The 14,089-nt window shown below is 64.1% G+C and carries 11 protein-coding genes and 1 tRNA gene; 2 read left to right on the top strand and 10 right to left on the bottom strand.

Annotated elements, in window-relative coordinates:
- The first annotated feature begins 5 nt into the window (after positions 1-5).
- Positions 6-82 (top strand) — tRNA-Pro (locus AAFF27_11165).
- A 108-nt stretch (positions 83-190) separates the two neighbouring features.
- On the opposite strand, the gene AAFF27_11170 is transcribed toward AAFF27_11165, so the two are convergent.
- From AAFF27_11170 to cyoA, 7 genes are all read right to left on the bottom strand, one after another.
- Entirely contained in the window at positions 191-727 is a 537-nt protein-coding gene (locus tag AAFF27_11170) for a response regulator transcription factor (protein XAH26212.1), read from the bottom strand.
- On the bottom strand, positions 717-2,081 hold the full coding sequence (locus AAFF27_11175) for an ATP-binding protein (GenBank protein XAH25711.1): 1,365 nt from the start codon (positions 2,079-2,081) through the stop codon (positions 717-719). Before AAFF27_11175 ends, AAFF27_11170 begins: the two co-directional genes overlap by 11 nt.
- Complete coding sequence (locus AAFF27_11180; protein ID XAH26213.1) at positions 2,044-2,859, bottom strand: SURF1 family protein; 816 nt, start codon at positions 2,857-2,859, stop codon at positions 2,044-2,046. Before AAFF27_11180 ends, AAFF27_11175 begins: the two co-directional genes overlap by 38 nt.
- Positions 2,860-2,879: 20 nt before the next feature.
- Positions 2,880-3,275 carry a cytochrome o ubiquinol oxidase subunit IV gene (gene cyoD / locus AAFF27_11185; protein ID XAH25712.1) on the bottom strand — a complete coding sequence of 132 codons (396 nt, stop codon included), beginning with the start codon at positions 3,273-3,275 and terminating at the stop codon, positions 2,880-2,882.
- Positions 3,272-3,913 carry a cytochrome o ubiquinol oxidase subunit III gene (gene cyoC / locus AAFF27_11190; protein ID XAH25713.1) on the bottom strand — a complete coding sequence of 214 codons (642 nt, stop codon included), beginning with the start codon at positions 3,911-3,913 and terminating at the stop codon, positions 3,272-3,274. The genes cyoD and cyoC overlap by 4 nt, the downstream gene beginning before the upstream one ends.
- Positions 3,906-5,909, bottom strand: a complete 2,004-nt coding sequence (cyoB, locus tag AAFF27_11195; GenBank protein XAH25714.1) for a cytochrome o ubiquinol oxidase subunit I — start codon at positions 5,907-5,909, stop codon at positions 3,906-3,908. The genes cyoC and cyoB overlap by 8 nt, the downstream gene beginning before the upstream one ends.
- Positions 5,910-5,995: 86 nt before the next feature.
- On the bottom strand, positions 5,996-7,069 hold the full coding sequence (cyoA, locus tag AAFF27_11200) for a ubiquinol oxidase subunit II (protein ID XAH25715.1): 1,074 nt from the start codon (positions 7,067-7,069) through the stop codon (positions 5,996-5,998).
- Positions 7,070-7,237: 168 nt separating this feature from the next.
- Between cyoA and AAFF27_11205 the strand changes: the two genes are divergently transcribed.
- A complete protein-coding gene (locus tag AAFF27_11205; GenBank protein XAH25716.1) occupies positions 7,238-8,593 on the top strand; it encodes an MFS transporter in 1,356 nt (451 codons plus the stop codon).
- A gap of 231 nt (positions 8,594-8,824) precedes the next feature.
- Here the strand turns inward: AAFF27_11205 and AAFF27_11210 are convergent, their stop codons facing one another.
- The 3 genes from AAFF27_11210 to AAFF27_11220 form a co-directional block, all read right to left on the bottom strand.
- Positions 8,825-10,933 (bottom strand): PQQ-dependent dehydrogenase, methanol/ethanol family, encoded by a 2,109-nt coding sequence (locus AAFF27_11210; GenBank protein ID XAH25717.1) that lies wholly within the window; start codon positions 10,931-10,933, stop codon positions 8,825-8,827.
- 55 nt (positions 10,934-10,988) lie between these two features.
- Positions 10,989-12,497 carry an aldehyde dehydrogenase family protein gene (locus AAFF27_11215; GenBank protein XAH25718.1) on the bottom strand — a complete coding sequence of 503 codons (1,509 nt, stop codon included), beginning with the start codon at positions 12,495-12,497 and terminating at the stop codon, positions 10,989-10,991.
- A 110-nt stretch (positions 12,498-12,607) separates the two neighbouring features.
- Positions 12,608-13,804, bottom strand: coding sequence for a helix-turn-helix domain-containing protein (locus AAFF27_11220; protein ID XAH25719.1), 1,197 nt, complete (start codon positions 13,802-13,804; stop codon positions 12,608-12,610).
- Positions 13,805-14,089: the final 285 nt, after the last annotated feature.

Raw genomic sequence — 14,089 nt, forward strand, 5'->3', positions numbered from 1 at the left:
CTTGTCGGCGTGTAGCGCAGCCTGGTAGCGCACTTGCATGGGGTGCAAGGGGTCGCGAGTTCGAATCCCGCCACGCCGACCAATTTCTTCGAATAGATCAACGGGTTGCAGCCACAAGCTGCAGCCCGTTTTTCGTTGCTGGCTCTTGCTCATGGGCGGAAAATCCTGCTGTGTGGGAAGCGCGCAATCGTTACTTGACGCGCTGCTTTTCCAGCTTTCGTGCCAGCGTGCGCCGGTGCATTCCTAGGCGTCGCGCCGTCTCGGAAATATTGAAGCCGGTTTCCGCCAGCGTTTCGTGAATGCGCTCCCACTCCAGCGTCTTGATCGACGTGGAGCGGTTGGTAAGCCCCACCTCGGTATCGCCCGTGGATCGGCCAAAGGCCGCCTCGATGTCATCTGTATTGGATGGCTTGGCCAGATAGTGGCAGGCGCCAAGCTTGATGGCCTCCACCGCCGTCGCGATGCTGGCAAAGCCAGTCAGTACCACGATCAGCATGTCCGGGTCATGCGCGTGCAGCGCCTGCACGCAGGCAAGCCCCGAGGCATCACCGTTCAGCTTGAGGTCGACGACTGCGTAACCTGGAGAGCGCTCGCGCAGGAGTTGGGTGACTTCCTCCAGGCTGGCGGCCAGTGCCACTGTGTAGTCACGCCGCTCAAAAGAGCGGCCGAGAGTGCGGGCGAACGCCGCATCGTCTTCGACGATCAGCAGCAGGCGCTCAACTGGCATGTCCTTCATCTTCCTCTAGGGTGATAGCCGACAGCGGCAGGGTGATGGTGACGCTGGCACCGCCTTCGGGGCGATTGTGTGCCGCCACACTGCCGCCGAGCGTGCGGGCCACATTGACCGCCAGGAACAGGCCCAGGCCACCGCCAGGCCGTCCCTTGCTCGATTGGTAGGGCTTGCCAAATTGCGCGAGCATACCGGGCGCAAAGCCTGGACCCGAATCCGTGACGATCAATGCCAGGGCGTCGGCGTTGCGCATGACTTCCAGGCCCGTCCAGCGTGGAGAGGCTTCTAGTGCATTGTCCAGGACGTTGCAGATCATCTGCTGCAGGGCGGTGTCGGAAACCATGGGCAGATCGTGCCCGAACCGATTCTCGTAGGTGAAGGCGACGACCGGGCGCGTGGCGCGCCACTCCTCGACCAAGTCGTCGAGGAAGGTGCCTATCGTCGTCTCTTCAGAGGACTCCCCGCGCGCTTCCCCTGCAGACAGCAGGATGCCGCTCACGATGGACTTGCAGCGCTGGACCTGGGCCTGCATCTCCGTGACTTCTTGCAGCAATTCAGGGTCGGAGCTGAAGTGCGGCAGATGCCGCCAGTCACCCAGGATCACGGCCAGCGTGGAAAGTGGCGTGCCTAGTTCGTGTGCGGCGCCGGAGGCCAGCAGGCCCATGCGCACTATGTGTTCTTCCTCAGCTGCACGCTGGCGCAGGTCTGCCAGGCGCGCGTCGCGTTCGCGCAGGTTGCGGCCAATGCGGGTGATGAAAATTACCAGCAGGGCAGCATTCAGCGCGAAGCAGATCAGCATGCCCTGGATGTAGGGGCTGTACAGGCCGCGGTCATGATCGGGTGGTAGCGCAAGCGGCCTGCCGAACAGGGCCAGGCCGGCAAGGCAGGCGGCGGTGATCGCCACCATGGTCCAGGTTGACCAGGACTTCAACAGTACCGCGCCGAGCGTGACTTGCAGCAGGTAGAGGAAGGTGAACGGATTCGTGGCGCCACCACTCAGGTAGAGCTGCGCCGTCAACATGCCCACGTCGACGAGGAGTGCCAGGAACAGCTCGCCATTCGTGACCTCGCGTCGACTGCGGTAGCGCAACTGGCTTGCCACATTGAAGGCCGCAAGGCAGGCCAGCAAGGTCAGCATGTTGTTGAGTGGGAGCCGAATGCCAAAGCCGTAGTGCGCGACTTCGATCGTGACAACCTGCCCGATGACCGCAATCCAGCGCAGCTGGATCAGCTGCAGCATGTTCTTCAGGCCGGTCGCATCATCCAGGCGCGCGGCCCCGTTAAGGGTAGGCTGCGCGCCTGCTCCGTTGGTGTCAATCTTGCGAGGCAACTTTGCGCTTTGCATTGGCATCGTCAGTCCCCAGCGTCGTGCTGCGGCATTTGCGTAGACGCCACTCCTCACGCCCAACGCGCCACGTGGCGCCCGCAACCATCAGGGCAAGGGCATACCAGGTGATGGCGTAGACCAGGTGGCTGTTGGGGAAGCTGATGACCGTCAGGCCGCCGACCGGAACGCCGGGGAGTGTGGCCTCTGGTTGTGTTGTGGCATCCGCATCCAGAAAGTAGGGGGCGACCCGGGTCAGGCCGCGGGCTTGGGCAATGGCTTGCACATCGCGCGAGTACCAGCGATCAGCGGCTGGATCGTTGCGGCGCAGGAAGGCCCCAGCGGGCTCTGTCATGCGCACCAGTCCGGTAATGGTGGTCCCGCCCTGGGTTTCTGGTGATGTGCGCAGGGCGCGGTCCCGGCCCTCGGGCGGGACGAAGCCACGGTTGACCAGTACCACGCTGTCGTCAGCCATACGCAGTGGCACCAGAACCCAGAAGCCGGCGCCACGTGCGGTCGTGGCCTGCACCAGGGTTTCGTGTTCTGGAAGAAAGTTGCCGCTGATGCGCAGATGCCGGTACTCATCTGTGCTGGCACTCATCTGCGCCCATTGATCAGGCGTTGGGGCAGGGGCTGCTGGTGCATGCACGCGCTGTTCAACACGGGCTATGAGATCAAGCTTCCATGCCCGGCGTTCAACCTGCCAGGTGCCCAGAGCGACAAAGCCGGCGAAGAGCAGGGCTGCACATGCGGCCCCGATATACAAAGAGGCCACAGAACGCAGATCGCGCTCAGCGGCCTCCATCGCGTTGCGTCCTGGCAGGGTCAAGGCATGTTCTTCATGTCGTGGACCGACATGGGCATCATGTTGTGGTTGAGGTGGTACATCACCCACAGCGAGCCGCTCAGCGTAATGACGACGACCACGATCGTGAAGACCAGCGCCAGCATGTTCCAGCCGCCTTCGGAGCGGGTGTTCATGTGCAGGAAGTACACCATGTGGACGACGATCTGCACGGCAGCAAAGCCCAGCACGACCATGGCGGTGGTGCTGGACGAGTCGAACACCTTGGCCATCACTAGCCAGAACGGGATGGCCGTCAGGATCACCGACAGGATGAAGCCCGTTGCATAGCCCTTCAGGGTGCTGTGGCTGGCTCCATCGTCATGATCATGGTGATCATGGGAGTCGTGGTGGTTGGAGTCGTGGTGCGCGCTCATGGCAGCACTCCCATCAGGTAGACGAAGGTGAAGACGCCGATCCAGACAACGTCCAGAAAGTGCCAGAACATCGAGAGGCACATCAGGCGGCGGCGGTTCTCGGGGATGAGGCCGTGCTTCTTGAGCTGGAACATGAGCGTGATCAGCCAGACGATGCCAAAGGTCACGTGCAGGCCGTGCGTGCCGACCAGCGCGAAGAACGAGGACAAGAAGGCACTGCGTTGCGGGCCGGCACCTTCATGGATCAGGTGGGCGAACTCATAGAGCTCAAGGCCGATGAAGGCCGCGCCCAGCAGGCCGGTGACGGCCAGCCAGACGAGCGTTGGGCGCAGGCGCTTGCGCTGCATCTCCAGCATGGCGAAGCCATAGGTGATGGACGACAGCAGCAGCATCGAGGTATTGAGCGCGACCAATGGCAGGTCGAACAGGTCCGCACCAGAGGGGCCGGCGGCGTAGCTGCGGCCCTGTACGGCGTACACCGCGAACAGGCAGGCAAAGATGAGGCAATCGCTCATCAGGTAGAGCCAGAACCCGAGCAAGGTGCCGTTCTCTACGTGGTGCTCTTTGGTCTCGTAGAAGTGCGGGGTGCCGGGGTTGCCCGCGGCGCCGAGAGGGGAGGGGGCGGTGATATCAGACATGGCTGGCCAGCAGTCGGGTGCGATCGGCTTCGGTACGAACGACTTCATCCGCGGGGATGTAGTAGTCGCGTTTGTAGTTGAAGGTGTGGCTGATGGCCACAACCAGAAGGGCAACAAAGGACAGTCCTGCCAGCGCCCACATCTGCCAGATCAGGGCAAAGCCCACGACGGCGCTCATGCCGGCGAGGATGATGCCTGCGCCAGTGTTCTTGGGCATGTGGATCGGCAGGAAGCCTTCTTTCGGGCGGACATAGCCGCGCTGCTTCATGTCCCACCAGGCATCGTTGTCATGCACGCGGGGCGTGAAGGCGAAGTTGTAGGCGGGCGGAGGCGACGAGGTCGACCATTCCAGTGTGCGGCCGTCCCACGGGTCGCCCGTATGGTCGCGCAGCGATTCGCGGCGCACGAAGCTCACCACCAACTGAATGATGAAGGCCAGGATGCCCAGCGCGATCAGGACCGCGCCAAAGGCTGCAATCTGGAACCAGATCTGCAAGGACGGGTCCTCGAAGTGGCTCATGCGGCGTGTGACGCCCATCAGGCCAAGCACGTAGAGCGGCATGAAGGCGAACCAGAAGCCCGACAGCCAGAGCCAGAACGAGCACTTGCCCCAGAACGGGTCGAGCTTGTAGCCAAAGGCCTTGGGGAACCAGTAGGTGATGCCGGCAAAGATGCCGAAGAGCACGCCACCGATGATCACGTTGTGGAAGTGGGCGATCAGGAACAGGCTGTTGTGCAGCACGAAGTCTGCCGGGGGCACGGCCAGCAGCACGCCGGTCATGCCGCCAATGGTGAAGGTAACCATGAAGCCGATGGTCCACAGCATGGGTACGTCAAACTGGATGCGGCCACGGTACATGGTGAACAGCCAGTTGAAGATCTTCGCTCCCGTGGGGATCGAGATGATCATCGTCGTGATCCCGAAGAAGGAGTTGACGCTGGCCCCCGAGCCCATGGTGAAGAAGTGGTGCAGCCAGACCAGGTAGGACAGGATGGTGATCACCAGCGTTGCGTACACCATGGAGGCGTAGCCGAACAGGCGCTTGCGGCTGAAGGTGGAGACCACTTCAGAGAACACGCCGAACAGCGGCAGGATCAGGATGTAGACCTCTGGGTGGCCCCAGATCCAGATCAGGTTCACGTACATCATCGGGTTGCCGCCGAAGTCGTTCGTGAAGAAGTTGGTGCCGGCATAGCGGTCCAGCGACAGCAGTGCAAGCACGGCGGTCAGCACCGGGAAAGCGGCAACGATCAGGATGTTGGTGCAGAGCGAGGTCCAGGTGAACACCGGCATGCGCATCATCTTCATGCCGGGCGCGCGCATCTTCACGATGGTGGCGATCAGGTTGATGCCTGATAGCAAGGTGCCAATGCCTGCGATCTGCAATGACCAGATGTAGTAATCAACCCCCACGTCCGGGCTGTAGAGGATGCCGGAGAGTGGCGGGTAGGCCAGCCAGCCGGTACGTGCAAACTCGCCAACGAACAGCGACATCATCACCAACGCAGCACCGCTGGCGGTCATCCAGAAGCTGAAGTTGTTGAGGAAGGGGAAGGCCACGTCGCGGGCGCCGATCTGCAGCGGCACGACGAAGTTCATGAGCCCGGTGACCAGCGGCATGGCTACGAAGAAGATCATGATCACGCCGTGCGCGGTGAAGATCTGGTCGTAGTGGTGCGGCGGCAGGAAGCCAGTCGAGTCACCGAAGGAGATGGCCTGCTGCAGGCGCATCATGAGTGCATCGGCAAAGCCGCGCAGCAACATGACCAAGCCCAGCACCATGTACATGATGCCGATCTTTTTGTGATCGATGCTGGTGAACCACTCACGCCAGAGGTAGCCCCAAACGCGGAAGTAGGTCAGCGCACCGACCAGTGCCAAGCCGCCAAGCGCCACGGCGGCAAAGGTCAGCAGCAGAATCGGTTCGTGAAACGGAATCGCCTCCCAAGTGAGGCGGCCGAAGATGAGCTTCGTAAGATCGAGGTGGTCGAACATCGTAGGTCCGGAGAGCAAGAGTGACGCGACGCGAGGCGGCGCAGTGGGCTGGCAGCGTGGTGAACAGAGGCTGCCAGGCCGGCGTGTTACAGAGGCCGGTCGGCGCTGGACGAAACCAGGGCGCCGGTCGGGTCGCTGGCGGTGCACATCGCGGCGACGTAGGTTCGGGTGGGGGCATCGCCGATGCCCAGGCGATTGCGTGTCGCGGGGTCAAGCGAGGCGAGATTGTAGGTGCCTGGCATGCCAAGGCCGCCGCCAGCGTCGATGGCCATCATGTCCTTCATGCACATGCGATTGTTCTCAACGCAGCGGTTCAGGATGGCGTCGTACAGGCCCGGGGCCACGCCAGCGTAGTGGCGCACAGGTTCGCGCTCGCTCGGGCGCTCAAGTTGCAGATAGCCGTCACGGCTCAGTTCGCCGCCATCGGCCTTGACCTTTTGCAGCCACTGATTGAAGTCGCCGTTGCTCAGGCCATGGAATTTGAAGCGCATGCCGGAGAAGCCCGCGCCGCTGTAGTTGGCGGAAAAGCCCTCGAACTCACCCGGTTCGTTGATGACCGCGTGCAGCTTGGTCTCCATGCCGGGCATGGCGTAGATCTGGCCAGCCAGGGCCGGGATGAAGAATGAGTTCATCACCGACGAGGCCGTGATCTTGAAGGTGATGGGCCGATCCACGGGGGCGGCCAGTTCGTTCACGGTGGCAATGCCTTCTTCCGGGTAGAAGAACAGCCATTTCCAGTCGAGCGCCACCACTTCGACCACCAGGGGCTTGGTGCCTGCCGGGATCTCGCGCTGGGCATCGAGGCGGCTCAAGGGGCGGTAGGGGTCCAGCGTGTGGGTGCTGATCCAGGTAAGCGCGCCCAGGGCGATGATGATGAGCAGGGGAACGGCCCAGATCACAAGCTCCAGCTGCGTGGAGTGGTCCCATTCCGGGGAGTAGGTCGCCTTGGTGTTGGACCTGCGATAGCGCCAGGCGAAGAACAGCGTGAGCACGATCACCGGGATGATGATGATCAGCATCAGGCCGGTGGAGATATAGATGAGGTCGCGTTGCTGGGTCGCGATGTCGCCGGATGGACGCAGCAGTACCGCGTTACAGCCTGCCAACAGAGCGATGACAGGAAGCAGGAGCAGTCCGCGGAATTTTTTAAGGGGAGGCATGCCGGGCTAAGGAGGGGGAAACGGAGGGCGAAAACCTGCCGAATGTACGACTATTGATGGCCCGTGGGAATTGGACGTTTTGTCCTATAGTGAGAGCCAGAGATCGATGCGATTTTGCGACGTTTCAGGCGGCGCAATACAAGACAAGAATCACAACCAGGAGCAGGCATGACGTTCAGTGTGAGTCCGGATCCTTCTGAGCTTTCGTCCTATGCGGCGGAACGCGGTACACCAGCTGCTGTTGGCCATGGCGATCACGGCGACCACGGGATTGCCCCGGGTGAAATCGCCATTGGCGTGGTTATTGGGCGAGCGTCCGAATATTTCGACTTCTTCGTCTACGGGATCGCGTCGGTGTTGGTGTTCCCCGCGGTGTTCTTTCCATTCGAGCCGCGGCTGGAGGGCACGCTGTATGCATTCATCATCTTCTCCTTCGCCTTTATTGCCCGGCCGCTGGGCTCGGTGGCGTTCATGGCCATCCAGCGCAGATGGGGGCGCAGCACCAAACTGACGGTGGCGCTGTTCCTGCTGGGCATCTCCACCGCAGGCATGGCCTTTTTGCCGGGCTATACCAGCCTGGGATTCGCTTCGGTCGTGCTCTTGTCGGTGTTTCGCTTCTGCCAGGGTATTGCTCTGGGCGGGGCCTGGGATGGCCTTCCTTCCTTGCTGGCGCTGACCGCGCCCCAGAACCGGCGTGGCTGGTACGCCATGCTGGGCCAACTCGGTGCGCCGATCGGATTCATGGTGGCCAGCGGCCTGTTCCTGTTCCTGCACTCCAAGCTCTCGGCGGAGGACTTCCTGGAGTGGGGCTGGCGCTATCCGTTTTATGTCGCATTTGCGATCAATGTAGTGGCGTTGTTTGCCCGCCTGCGGCTGGTGGAAACCAGTGAATATGCCCGGCTGCTGGAAGAGCGCGAGCTGGAGCCGACCAATGTGGGTGAGCTGGTGCGCACCCAAGGTGGCAACTTGTTCATCGGTGCGTTTGCTGCATTGGCGAGTTACGCATTGTTTCACCTGGTCACGGTTTTCCCTCTGTCATGGATCGCCTTGTACGCAACGCAGCCAATCAACGACGTGCTGGCTGTGCAGATGGTGGGGGCGGTGATCGCAATGGGCGGCATGATCGTCTCGGGACTGATTGCGGACCGGATCGGTCGGCGTAGCACGCTGGGCATTCTGGCCTGCTTGATCGGGGTGTTCAGCCTGTTTGCACCTGTGCTGCTGGGAGGCAGCCCGTTTGCGCAGGATGTTTTCATCTTGGTGGGGTTTGCCTTGCTGGGCCTGTCTTATGGCCAGGCTGCGGGCGCCGTGACTGCCAATTTCGCCTCCAAGTACCGCTATACCGGTGCGGCGCTGACCTCGGACCTGGCCTGGTTGATCGGGGCTGCTTTTGCGCCGCTGGTGGCGCTGGGCCTGTCGGCCAATTTCGGGCTGGCGTATGTCAGCATCTATCTGCTCTCCGGCGCCATTTGCACCTTGGCGGCGCTGCGGCTCAATCGCCGGGCGCTGGAACTTCGGGACTGACTGACCAGAGCCAGGGTCTACGGGCCGCAGCCGCAAGGCTGCGGCCCGTTTCTTCATCATGCGCTGGCGCGCGGCCATCTCGCAGCGGATGCCGACCAGGGGCGGCTCCTGTTCACAGGAGGCGACCCCATTCAGCCAAAATATTAATGAAATATGCCTCTAGCCCAGGTGTAGCCTGGGATAGTAGCTATATATTTGATAGTATGGTGTTCGGCGCATAGCGCCGCCAGATCACTTTGCCGCAGCCTTGGGCCGCACCGCGTCTGCCGTGCCCTGGATAAAGGCCTTGATCTTGTCCGCGTCGGCGCTGCTGAGCTTGCCAGTGAAGTCCGGCATGCCACGCGCCACGGCCGGGCCCTTGAAGATGAAGGCCTGCAGGTTCTGGATGTAGGCGGCATCCAGGTAGCCCAGGTTGGGGATGTTGCCGCCGCGGTCCACGCCCGGCACACCATGGCAGAACACGCAGTTGCTCACGTACGGCGCGGTGCCGGCGGCGACGTCCTTCGGGTCGTAGGGCACGCCCTGCACCAGCTTCTGGGCCTGTTGCTGCACAAAGGCCGGCATCGGCTCCTTGCCGTCGAGCACAAAGGTATAGACCGTGCCCGGGCCCTGGCGCTCGGTGGCACGCTGCGCCAGGCCGTAGACACCGCCCCAGCCCGCCGCGATGGAGACGTACTGCTTGCCGTCCACCGTGTAGGTGGCGGGGGCTGCGACCACGCCGGTGCCGGTGGGCGCCTCCCACAGCTGTTTGCCGTTGCGCGCATCGTAGGCCACAAATCTGCCGTCGGCCGTGCCCTGGAACACCAGGTTGCCGGCAGTGGTCAGCGTGCCGCCGTTCCAGGGCGAGACATGCTCCTGGCGCCAGACTTCCTTCTGCTTCACCGGGTCCCAGGCGATCAGGCGACCGAAAGGCTTGCTCTTGGGCGGCTCCATGTTGGCGAACATGGCGGTGTTCCAGCCTATGCCCGACATGGGTTGGCCCGGCGTGTTGCCGTTGAAGCTCCAGCTCTTGTCGTCCATCAGGTTGAAGGGAATGTTCTGCGCCGGCAGGTAGACCAGCCCGGTCTGCGGGTTGAACGACATCGGGTGCCAGTTGTGCGCGCCGAACGGGCCGGGGATGGCATCGAAGGGCTTGCCGTCAGGGCGGGCCTGCGCGGTCTCGATCGGGCGGCCGTTCTTGTCGTAGCCCGAGGCCCAGTTCACCGGCACAAAGTTCTTTGCCGAGATGAACTGGCCATTGGTGCGGTCGATCACAAAGAAGAAGCCGTTCTTGGGCGCATGCAGGATCACCTTGCGCGGCTTGCCGGCAATCTTCAGGTCGGCCAGGATCATGGGCTGGGTCGAGGTGTAGTCCCAGTTGTCGCCCGGCGTCTCCTGGTAGTGCCATTGGTAGCTGCCGGTGTCAGGGTCCAGCGCCACGATGGAGGCCAGGTAGAGGTTGTCGCCGCCCTTGGGGCTGCGCTTGCGCTGCGACCAGGGCGAGCCGTTGCCCACGCCCACGTACATCAGGTTGAGCTCGGGGTCGAAGGTGAGCGTGTCCCATGCGGTGCCGCCACCACCGGCTTCCCAGTATTTGTTGCTCGGGTCCCAGGTCTTGGCGGCGGCGGCCATGGCCTCGTTCTCGAACGGTTGCGACGGGTCGCCCGGCACGGTGAACCAGCGCCATTTCTGCTCGCCGGTCTCGGCGTCGTAGGCGGTGATGTAGCCGCGCGCGCCAAACTCAGCGCCGCCGTTGCCGATGAACACCTTGCCCTTGAACACGCGCGGCGCGCCGGTGATGGTGTAGGAGAACTTGGGGTTGGCTATGGTGTCTTTCTCCCAGACCTTCTGGCCGCTGGCCGCATCCAGCGCGATCAGCCGGCCGTCGAAGGCGCCGACAAAGACCTTGCCCTTCCACAGCGCCACGCCGCGGTTGACCACGTCGCAGCAGCCCTTGTAACCCTTGGATTTGTCCACCTGCGGGTCGAAGCTCCAGAGCTGCTTGCCGGTGCGCACGTCAATCGCATGCACCACGCTCCAGGCGGCGCTCACGTACATCACGCCATCGACCACCAGCGGCGTGGCTTCAACGCCGCGTGTGGATTCAAGGTTGTAGGACCAGGCCAGGCCCAGCTTCTTCACGTTGCCGGCGTTGACCTGGTCGAGTTTGCTGAAGCGGGTCTCAGCGTAGTTAAGCCCGTAGCTGGGCCAGTTCTCGGTCTTGGCGCCGTTGGCCTGGATCCAGGCGCCATCCACCTGCGTTGCCGCGCCGCCGGCCGCCTGGGCCGCTGAGGCCGCGCACAGGGCCGCGCAAGCCAGCCAGATCAAACGGGGCGGATGTCTTTTCTTGTCGTGGGTCATGCTTGTCTCCTCGGATGGAGGCAGGCCGCGCCTGCCTCTTTTTTGGTGCGCTGGACTAGATGGCGATATAGACCGACTTGGTCTCCAGGTAGCCATTGATCGAGTCGCGCCCCAGGTCGCGGCCGATGCCCGACTGCTTGTAGCCGCCAAAGGGCATGCCAGGGTCGAGCATGGTGTGGCAGTTGACCCAGACCGAGCCGGCGCGGATCTTGGGAATCAACTGGTGCACGCGCGACAGGTTGTTGGACCAGATGCTGGCGCCCAGGCCGTAGGGCGTGTCGTTGGCCTGCGCGGCTACTTCGTCCAGGTCGTCGTAGGGCATGGCGGTGAGCACCGGGCCAAAGATTTCTTCCTGCACCACGCGGTGGGCGTGGTTCACGTTGGCGAGGATGGTGGGCTGCACGAAGTAGCCGCTGCTGCCCGCACGCGCGCCGCCGGTCACCACCTCTGCGCCCTGGCTGCGGCCGGATTCGATGTAGCCGCAGACGCGGTCCAGTTGCTCGCGCGAGACCAGCGGCCCCATCTGCGCCGCCGGGTCCAGCCCGTGGCCCAGCGGCATGGCCGCGGCGATCTGCGCCACGTCGGCCACCACGCGGTCGAACATCTTCTTTTGCACATAGAGGCGTGAGCCGGCGCAGCAGACCTGGCCGTGGTTGAAGAAGATGGCCTGCGCCGCGCCGGCCGCCGCCGTGGCGGGGTCGCAGTCGTCCAGCACGATCACGGGAGACTTGCCGCCCAGCTCCAGCGTCACGCGCGCCAGCCGGTCCATCGCGGTGCGGCCAATGATCTTGCCGACCTCGGTCGAGCCGGTGAAGCTGATCTTGTCCACCAGTGGGTGCTGCGCCAGCGGCGCGCCGGCGCCCAGGCCGTCGCCGGTGACGATGTTCACCACGCCGGGCGGGAAACCTGCCTCTTGCAGCAGCTCGCCCAGGAACAGCGCGGAGAGCGGCGTCTGCTCGGCCGGCTTGAGCACCACGGTGCAGCCGGCCGCCAGGGCCGGGCCCAGCTTCATCACCGCCATCAGCAGCGGGAAGTTCCACGGCACGATGGCCGCCACCACGCCCACCGCCTCGCGGCGCGTGAAGGTCACCACCTGCGCCTGCGGCGCGTGCGGGATGGATGCATCGCGCGTGATGCCCTCGATGTTGGTGGCCTGGCCGGCCATGAAGCGCAGGAAGTCGACCGCCATGGCCACGTCCACCGCCTGCGCTATGGCGGCCGATTTGCCGTTGTCGAGTGATTCGATCTGCGCAATGGCCTCGGCCTGCTGCTCCAGCAGGTCGGCCAGGCGCAACAGCAGGCGCTGCCGGTCTACCGGGCGCAGCCGGGACCAGGGGCCGGAGTCGAAGGCGCGGCGCGCGGCCTGCACGGCACGGTCCACGTCGGTGGCGGCGGCCAGTGGCACGCGGGCGATTCTTTGCTCGTTGGCGGGGTTGAGCACCTCCAGCGTACGGCCGTCTGCCGCAGCTACCCATTGGCCGTCGATCAGCATGGGGTGCGTCTCACGCTGCAGGAACGCAAGCGCTTTCTCCGAGACAAGGTGATGGATGTCGGAAAGGTTCATGGCTGCCTCCAGTGATGTGCTGTCCGGCGCCGCAGGACGCGGCGCGCAGGTCACGCCGGGGTGACGCGAGGCAGTGTAGGAAGCGGGGTGTACGCCCCTGAACCCGGGAATTACCCAGGGCCGGAAGTGTTCCCGTTTGGAACACATGGCGCGGGCGCTGGCTTCATGTTGCGGTAGATCAGCCCGCGCGAGACCCCCAACTGCCGCGCCGCCCGTGCCACATTGCCGCCGCAGGCCTGCAGCGTGTGTGCAATCTGGTGGGCGCGTTGCATGTCGAGCGTGGCGGGGGCTTCGGCGGTCAGGGCAGGGGGCTCAGTCACCAATGCCGCTTGCGGCACCGGTGCCGGCAGCAGCGGCCCCGCGCCATCGCCGCTGCGCAGGCGCGCCTGCATCCAGACGGTCAGTCCGCTGGACAGTCGCAATGGCTGCGGGCGGGACTGCCGCAACAGTCCCAGCAGCGTGCCAAGTTCGTGGCCGAGCGCATCGGCTACAGGCTGGCCGGCGGAGGCCCTGGCCAGTCGTATGGCCGTGGTATTTACCCAGCGCAGCCGGCCGTCGCTGCACACGCCGGCCAGTGCCTCCAGTGGCGTGCCCAGCAGGCTCGGGTCAGCCTGGAAGGCCAGCACCAGCAGGTCGTCCGACTGCAACTGCAGCAGATGGTTCTCGATGGTGGAGGCATAGGAGCCCACCAGCGCAAACGCGTCGAAGCCGAAGCCATGCCCTTCTACCGTGAGGTCGAGCACGCCAGCGAGCTGGCCGTGCACGTCACGGATCGGTGCGGCCGCGCAATGCACGCGACCCACCGCCTCGCTGAAATGCTCGCCCCCCTGCACCGAGCAGCCGTGCCCGGTCTTGGCCACGATGCCCGGCGCGCTGGTGCCCATGTTGGCCTCCGACAGGTCCGTGCCTACACCGCCCAACCGGAGCATCGTCGTTTCATGCGGTTGCGCGCCACGTGGGCTGATGTAGACCACCACGCCTTCGGGATTGGTCAGGATCACCCGGCATGGCGTGCCGGCAATGGCGGCCTCCAGTTGCTGCAGGCCGCCGGTGGACGCCTCGCGCAACTGGCGGCTCAGTCGCAGCGCCGAATGCAGCCGTGTGCGGCTCACTGACTCGGCGTTGGGCTCTTCGTGCGGCCTGCGTCCCAGTGCCAGGCAGCGGCTCCACGACTGCAGCACCGCGTCATTGACGAGGCCCGAGGGCCTCTCGCCGCGCTCAAAGAAGCGCTCGCGTGCCAGTGCCAGGCGCTGCTCGGGCGTGGAGAAGAAAAGCTGCCTGGGCATGGGGGCGGACGGGCGTGGCATGGGCTGTCTCCTGCGGTGTCCGGTCGCGGGCATAGGCGCCGCGCCAGACGTTGGCCTGAATGTGCCTCGGCCGTGCGGCGCCTGTCGAGTGGGGGCATACGCGCATAAGAACGATCAGGCTGCTCAGCTAACGGCGCTTGAATCTGCCGCAAACGCAGCTGTGGCGCCAATCCGTCAAAGTCCGACACAGAGGCAAAGCCTTACGTATGCGGGCCAGCCGGAAAGGCTTTCAGTGGCACAATCCGCATCCGTACAAGGCCCTTCCACAGCCACAGTCGCATCCGC

The organism is Xylophilus sp. GW821-FHT01B05, from assembly GCA_038961845.1.
In the GTDB taxonomy this organism is placed as follows: Bacteria; Pseudomonadota; Gammaproteobacteria; order Burkholderiales; family Burkholderiaceae_C; genus Xylophilus.

Bases quoted from the DNA above. Each gene is read 5' to 3' on its own strand.
- AAFF27_11180 (XAH26213.1), bottom strand. From the start codon at position 2,859: ATGGAGGCCGCTGAGCGCGATCTGCGTTCTGTGGCCTCTTTGTATATC.
- AAFF27_11210 (XAH25717.1), bottom strand. From the start codon at position 10,933: ATGACCCACGACAAGAAAAGACATCCGCCCCGTTTGATCTGGCTGGCT.
- AAFF27_11215 (XAH25718.1), bottom strand. From the start codon at position 12,497: ATGAACCTTTCCGACATCCATCACCTTGTCTCGGAGAAAGCGCTTGCG.
- AAFF27_11170 (XAH26212.1), bottom strand. From the start codon at position 727: ATGCCAGTTGAGCGCCTGCTGCTGATCGTCGAAGACGATGCGGCGTTC.
- cyoC (XAH25713.1), bottom strand. From the start codon at position 3,913: ATGTCTGATATCACCGCCCCCTCCCCTCTCGGCGCCGCGGGCAACCCC.
- AAFF27_11205 (XAH25716.1), top strand. From the start codon at position 7,238: ATGACGTTCAGTGTGAGTCCGGATCCTTCTGAGCTTTCGTCCTATGCG.
- AAFF27_11220 (XAH25719.1), bottom strand. From the start codon at position 13,804: ATGCCACGCCCGTCCGCCCCCATGCCCAGGCAGCTTTTCTTCTCCACG.
- cyoB (XAH25714.1), bottom strand. From the start codon at position 5,909: ATGTTCGACCACCTCGATCTTACGAAGCTCATCTTCGGCCGCCTCACT.
- cyoD (XAH25712.1), bottom strand. From the start codon at position 3,275: ATGAGCGCGCACCACGACTCCAACCACCACGACTCCCATGATCACCAT.
- cyoA (XAH25715.1), bottom strand. From the start codon at position 7,069: ATGCCTCCCCTTAAAAAATTCCGCGGACTGCTCCTGCTTCCTGTCATC.
- AAFF27_11175 (XAH25711.1), bottom strand. From the start codon at position 2,081: ATGCCAATGCAAAGCGCAAAGTTGCCTCGCAAGATTGACACCAACGGA.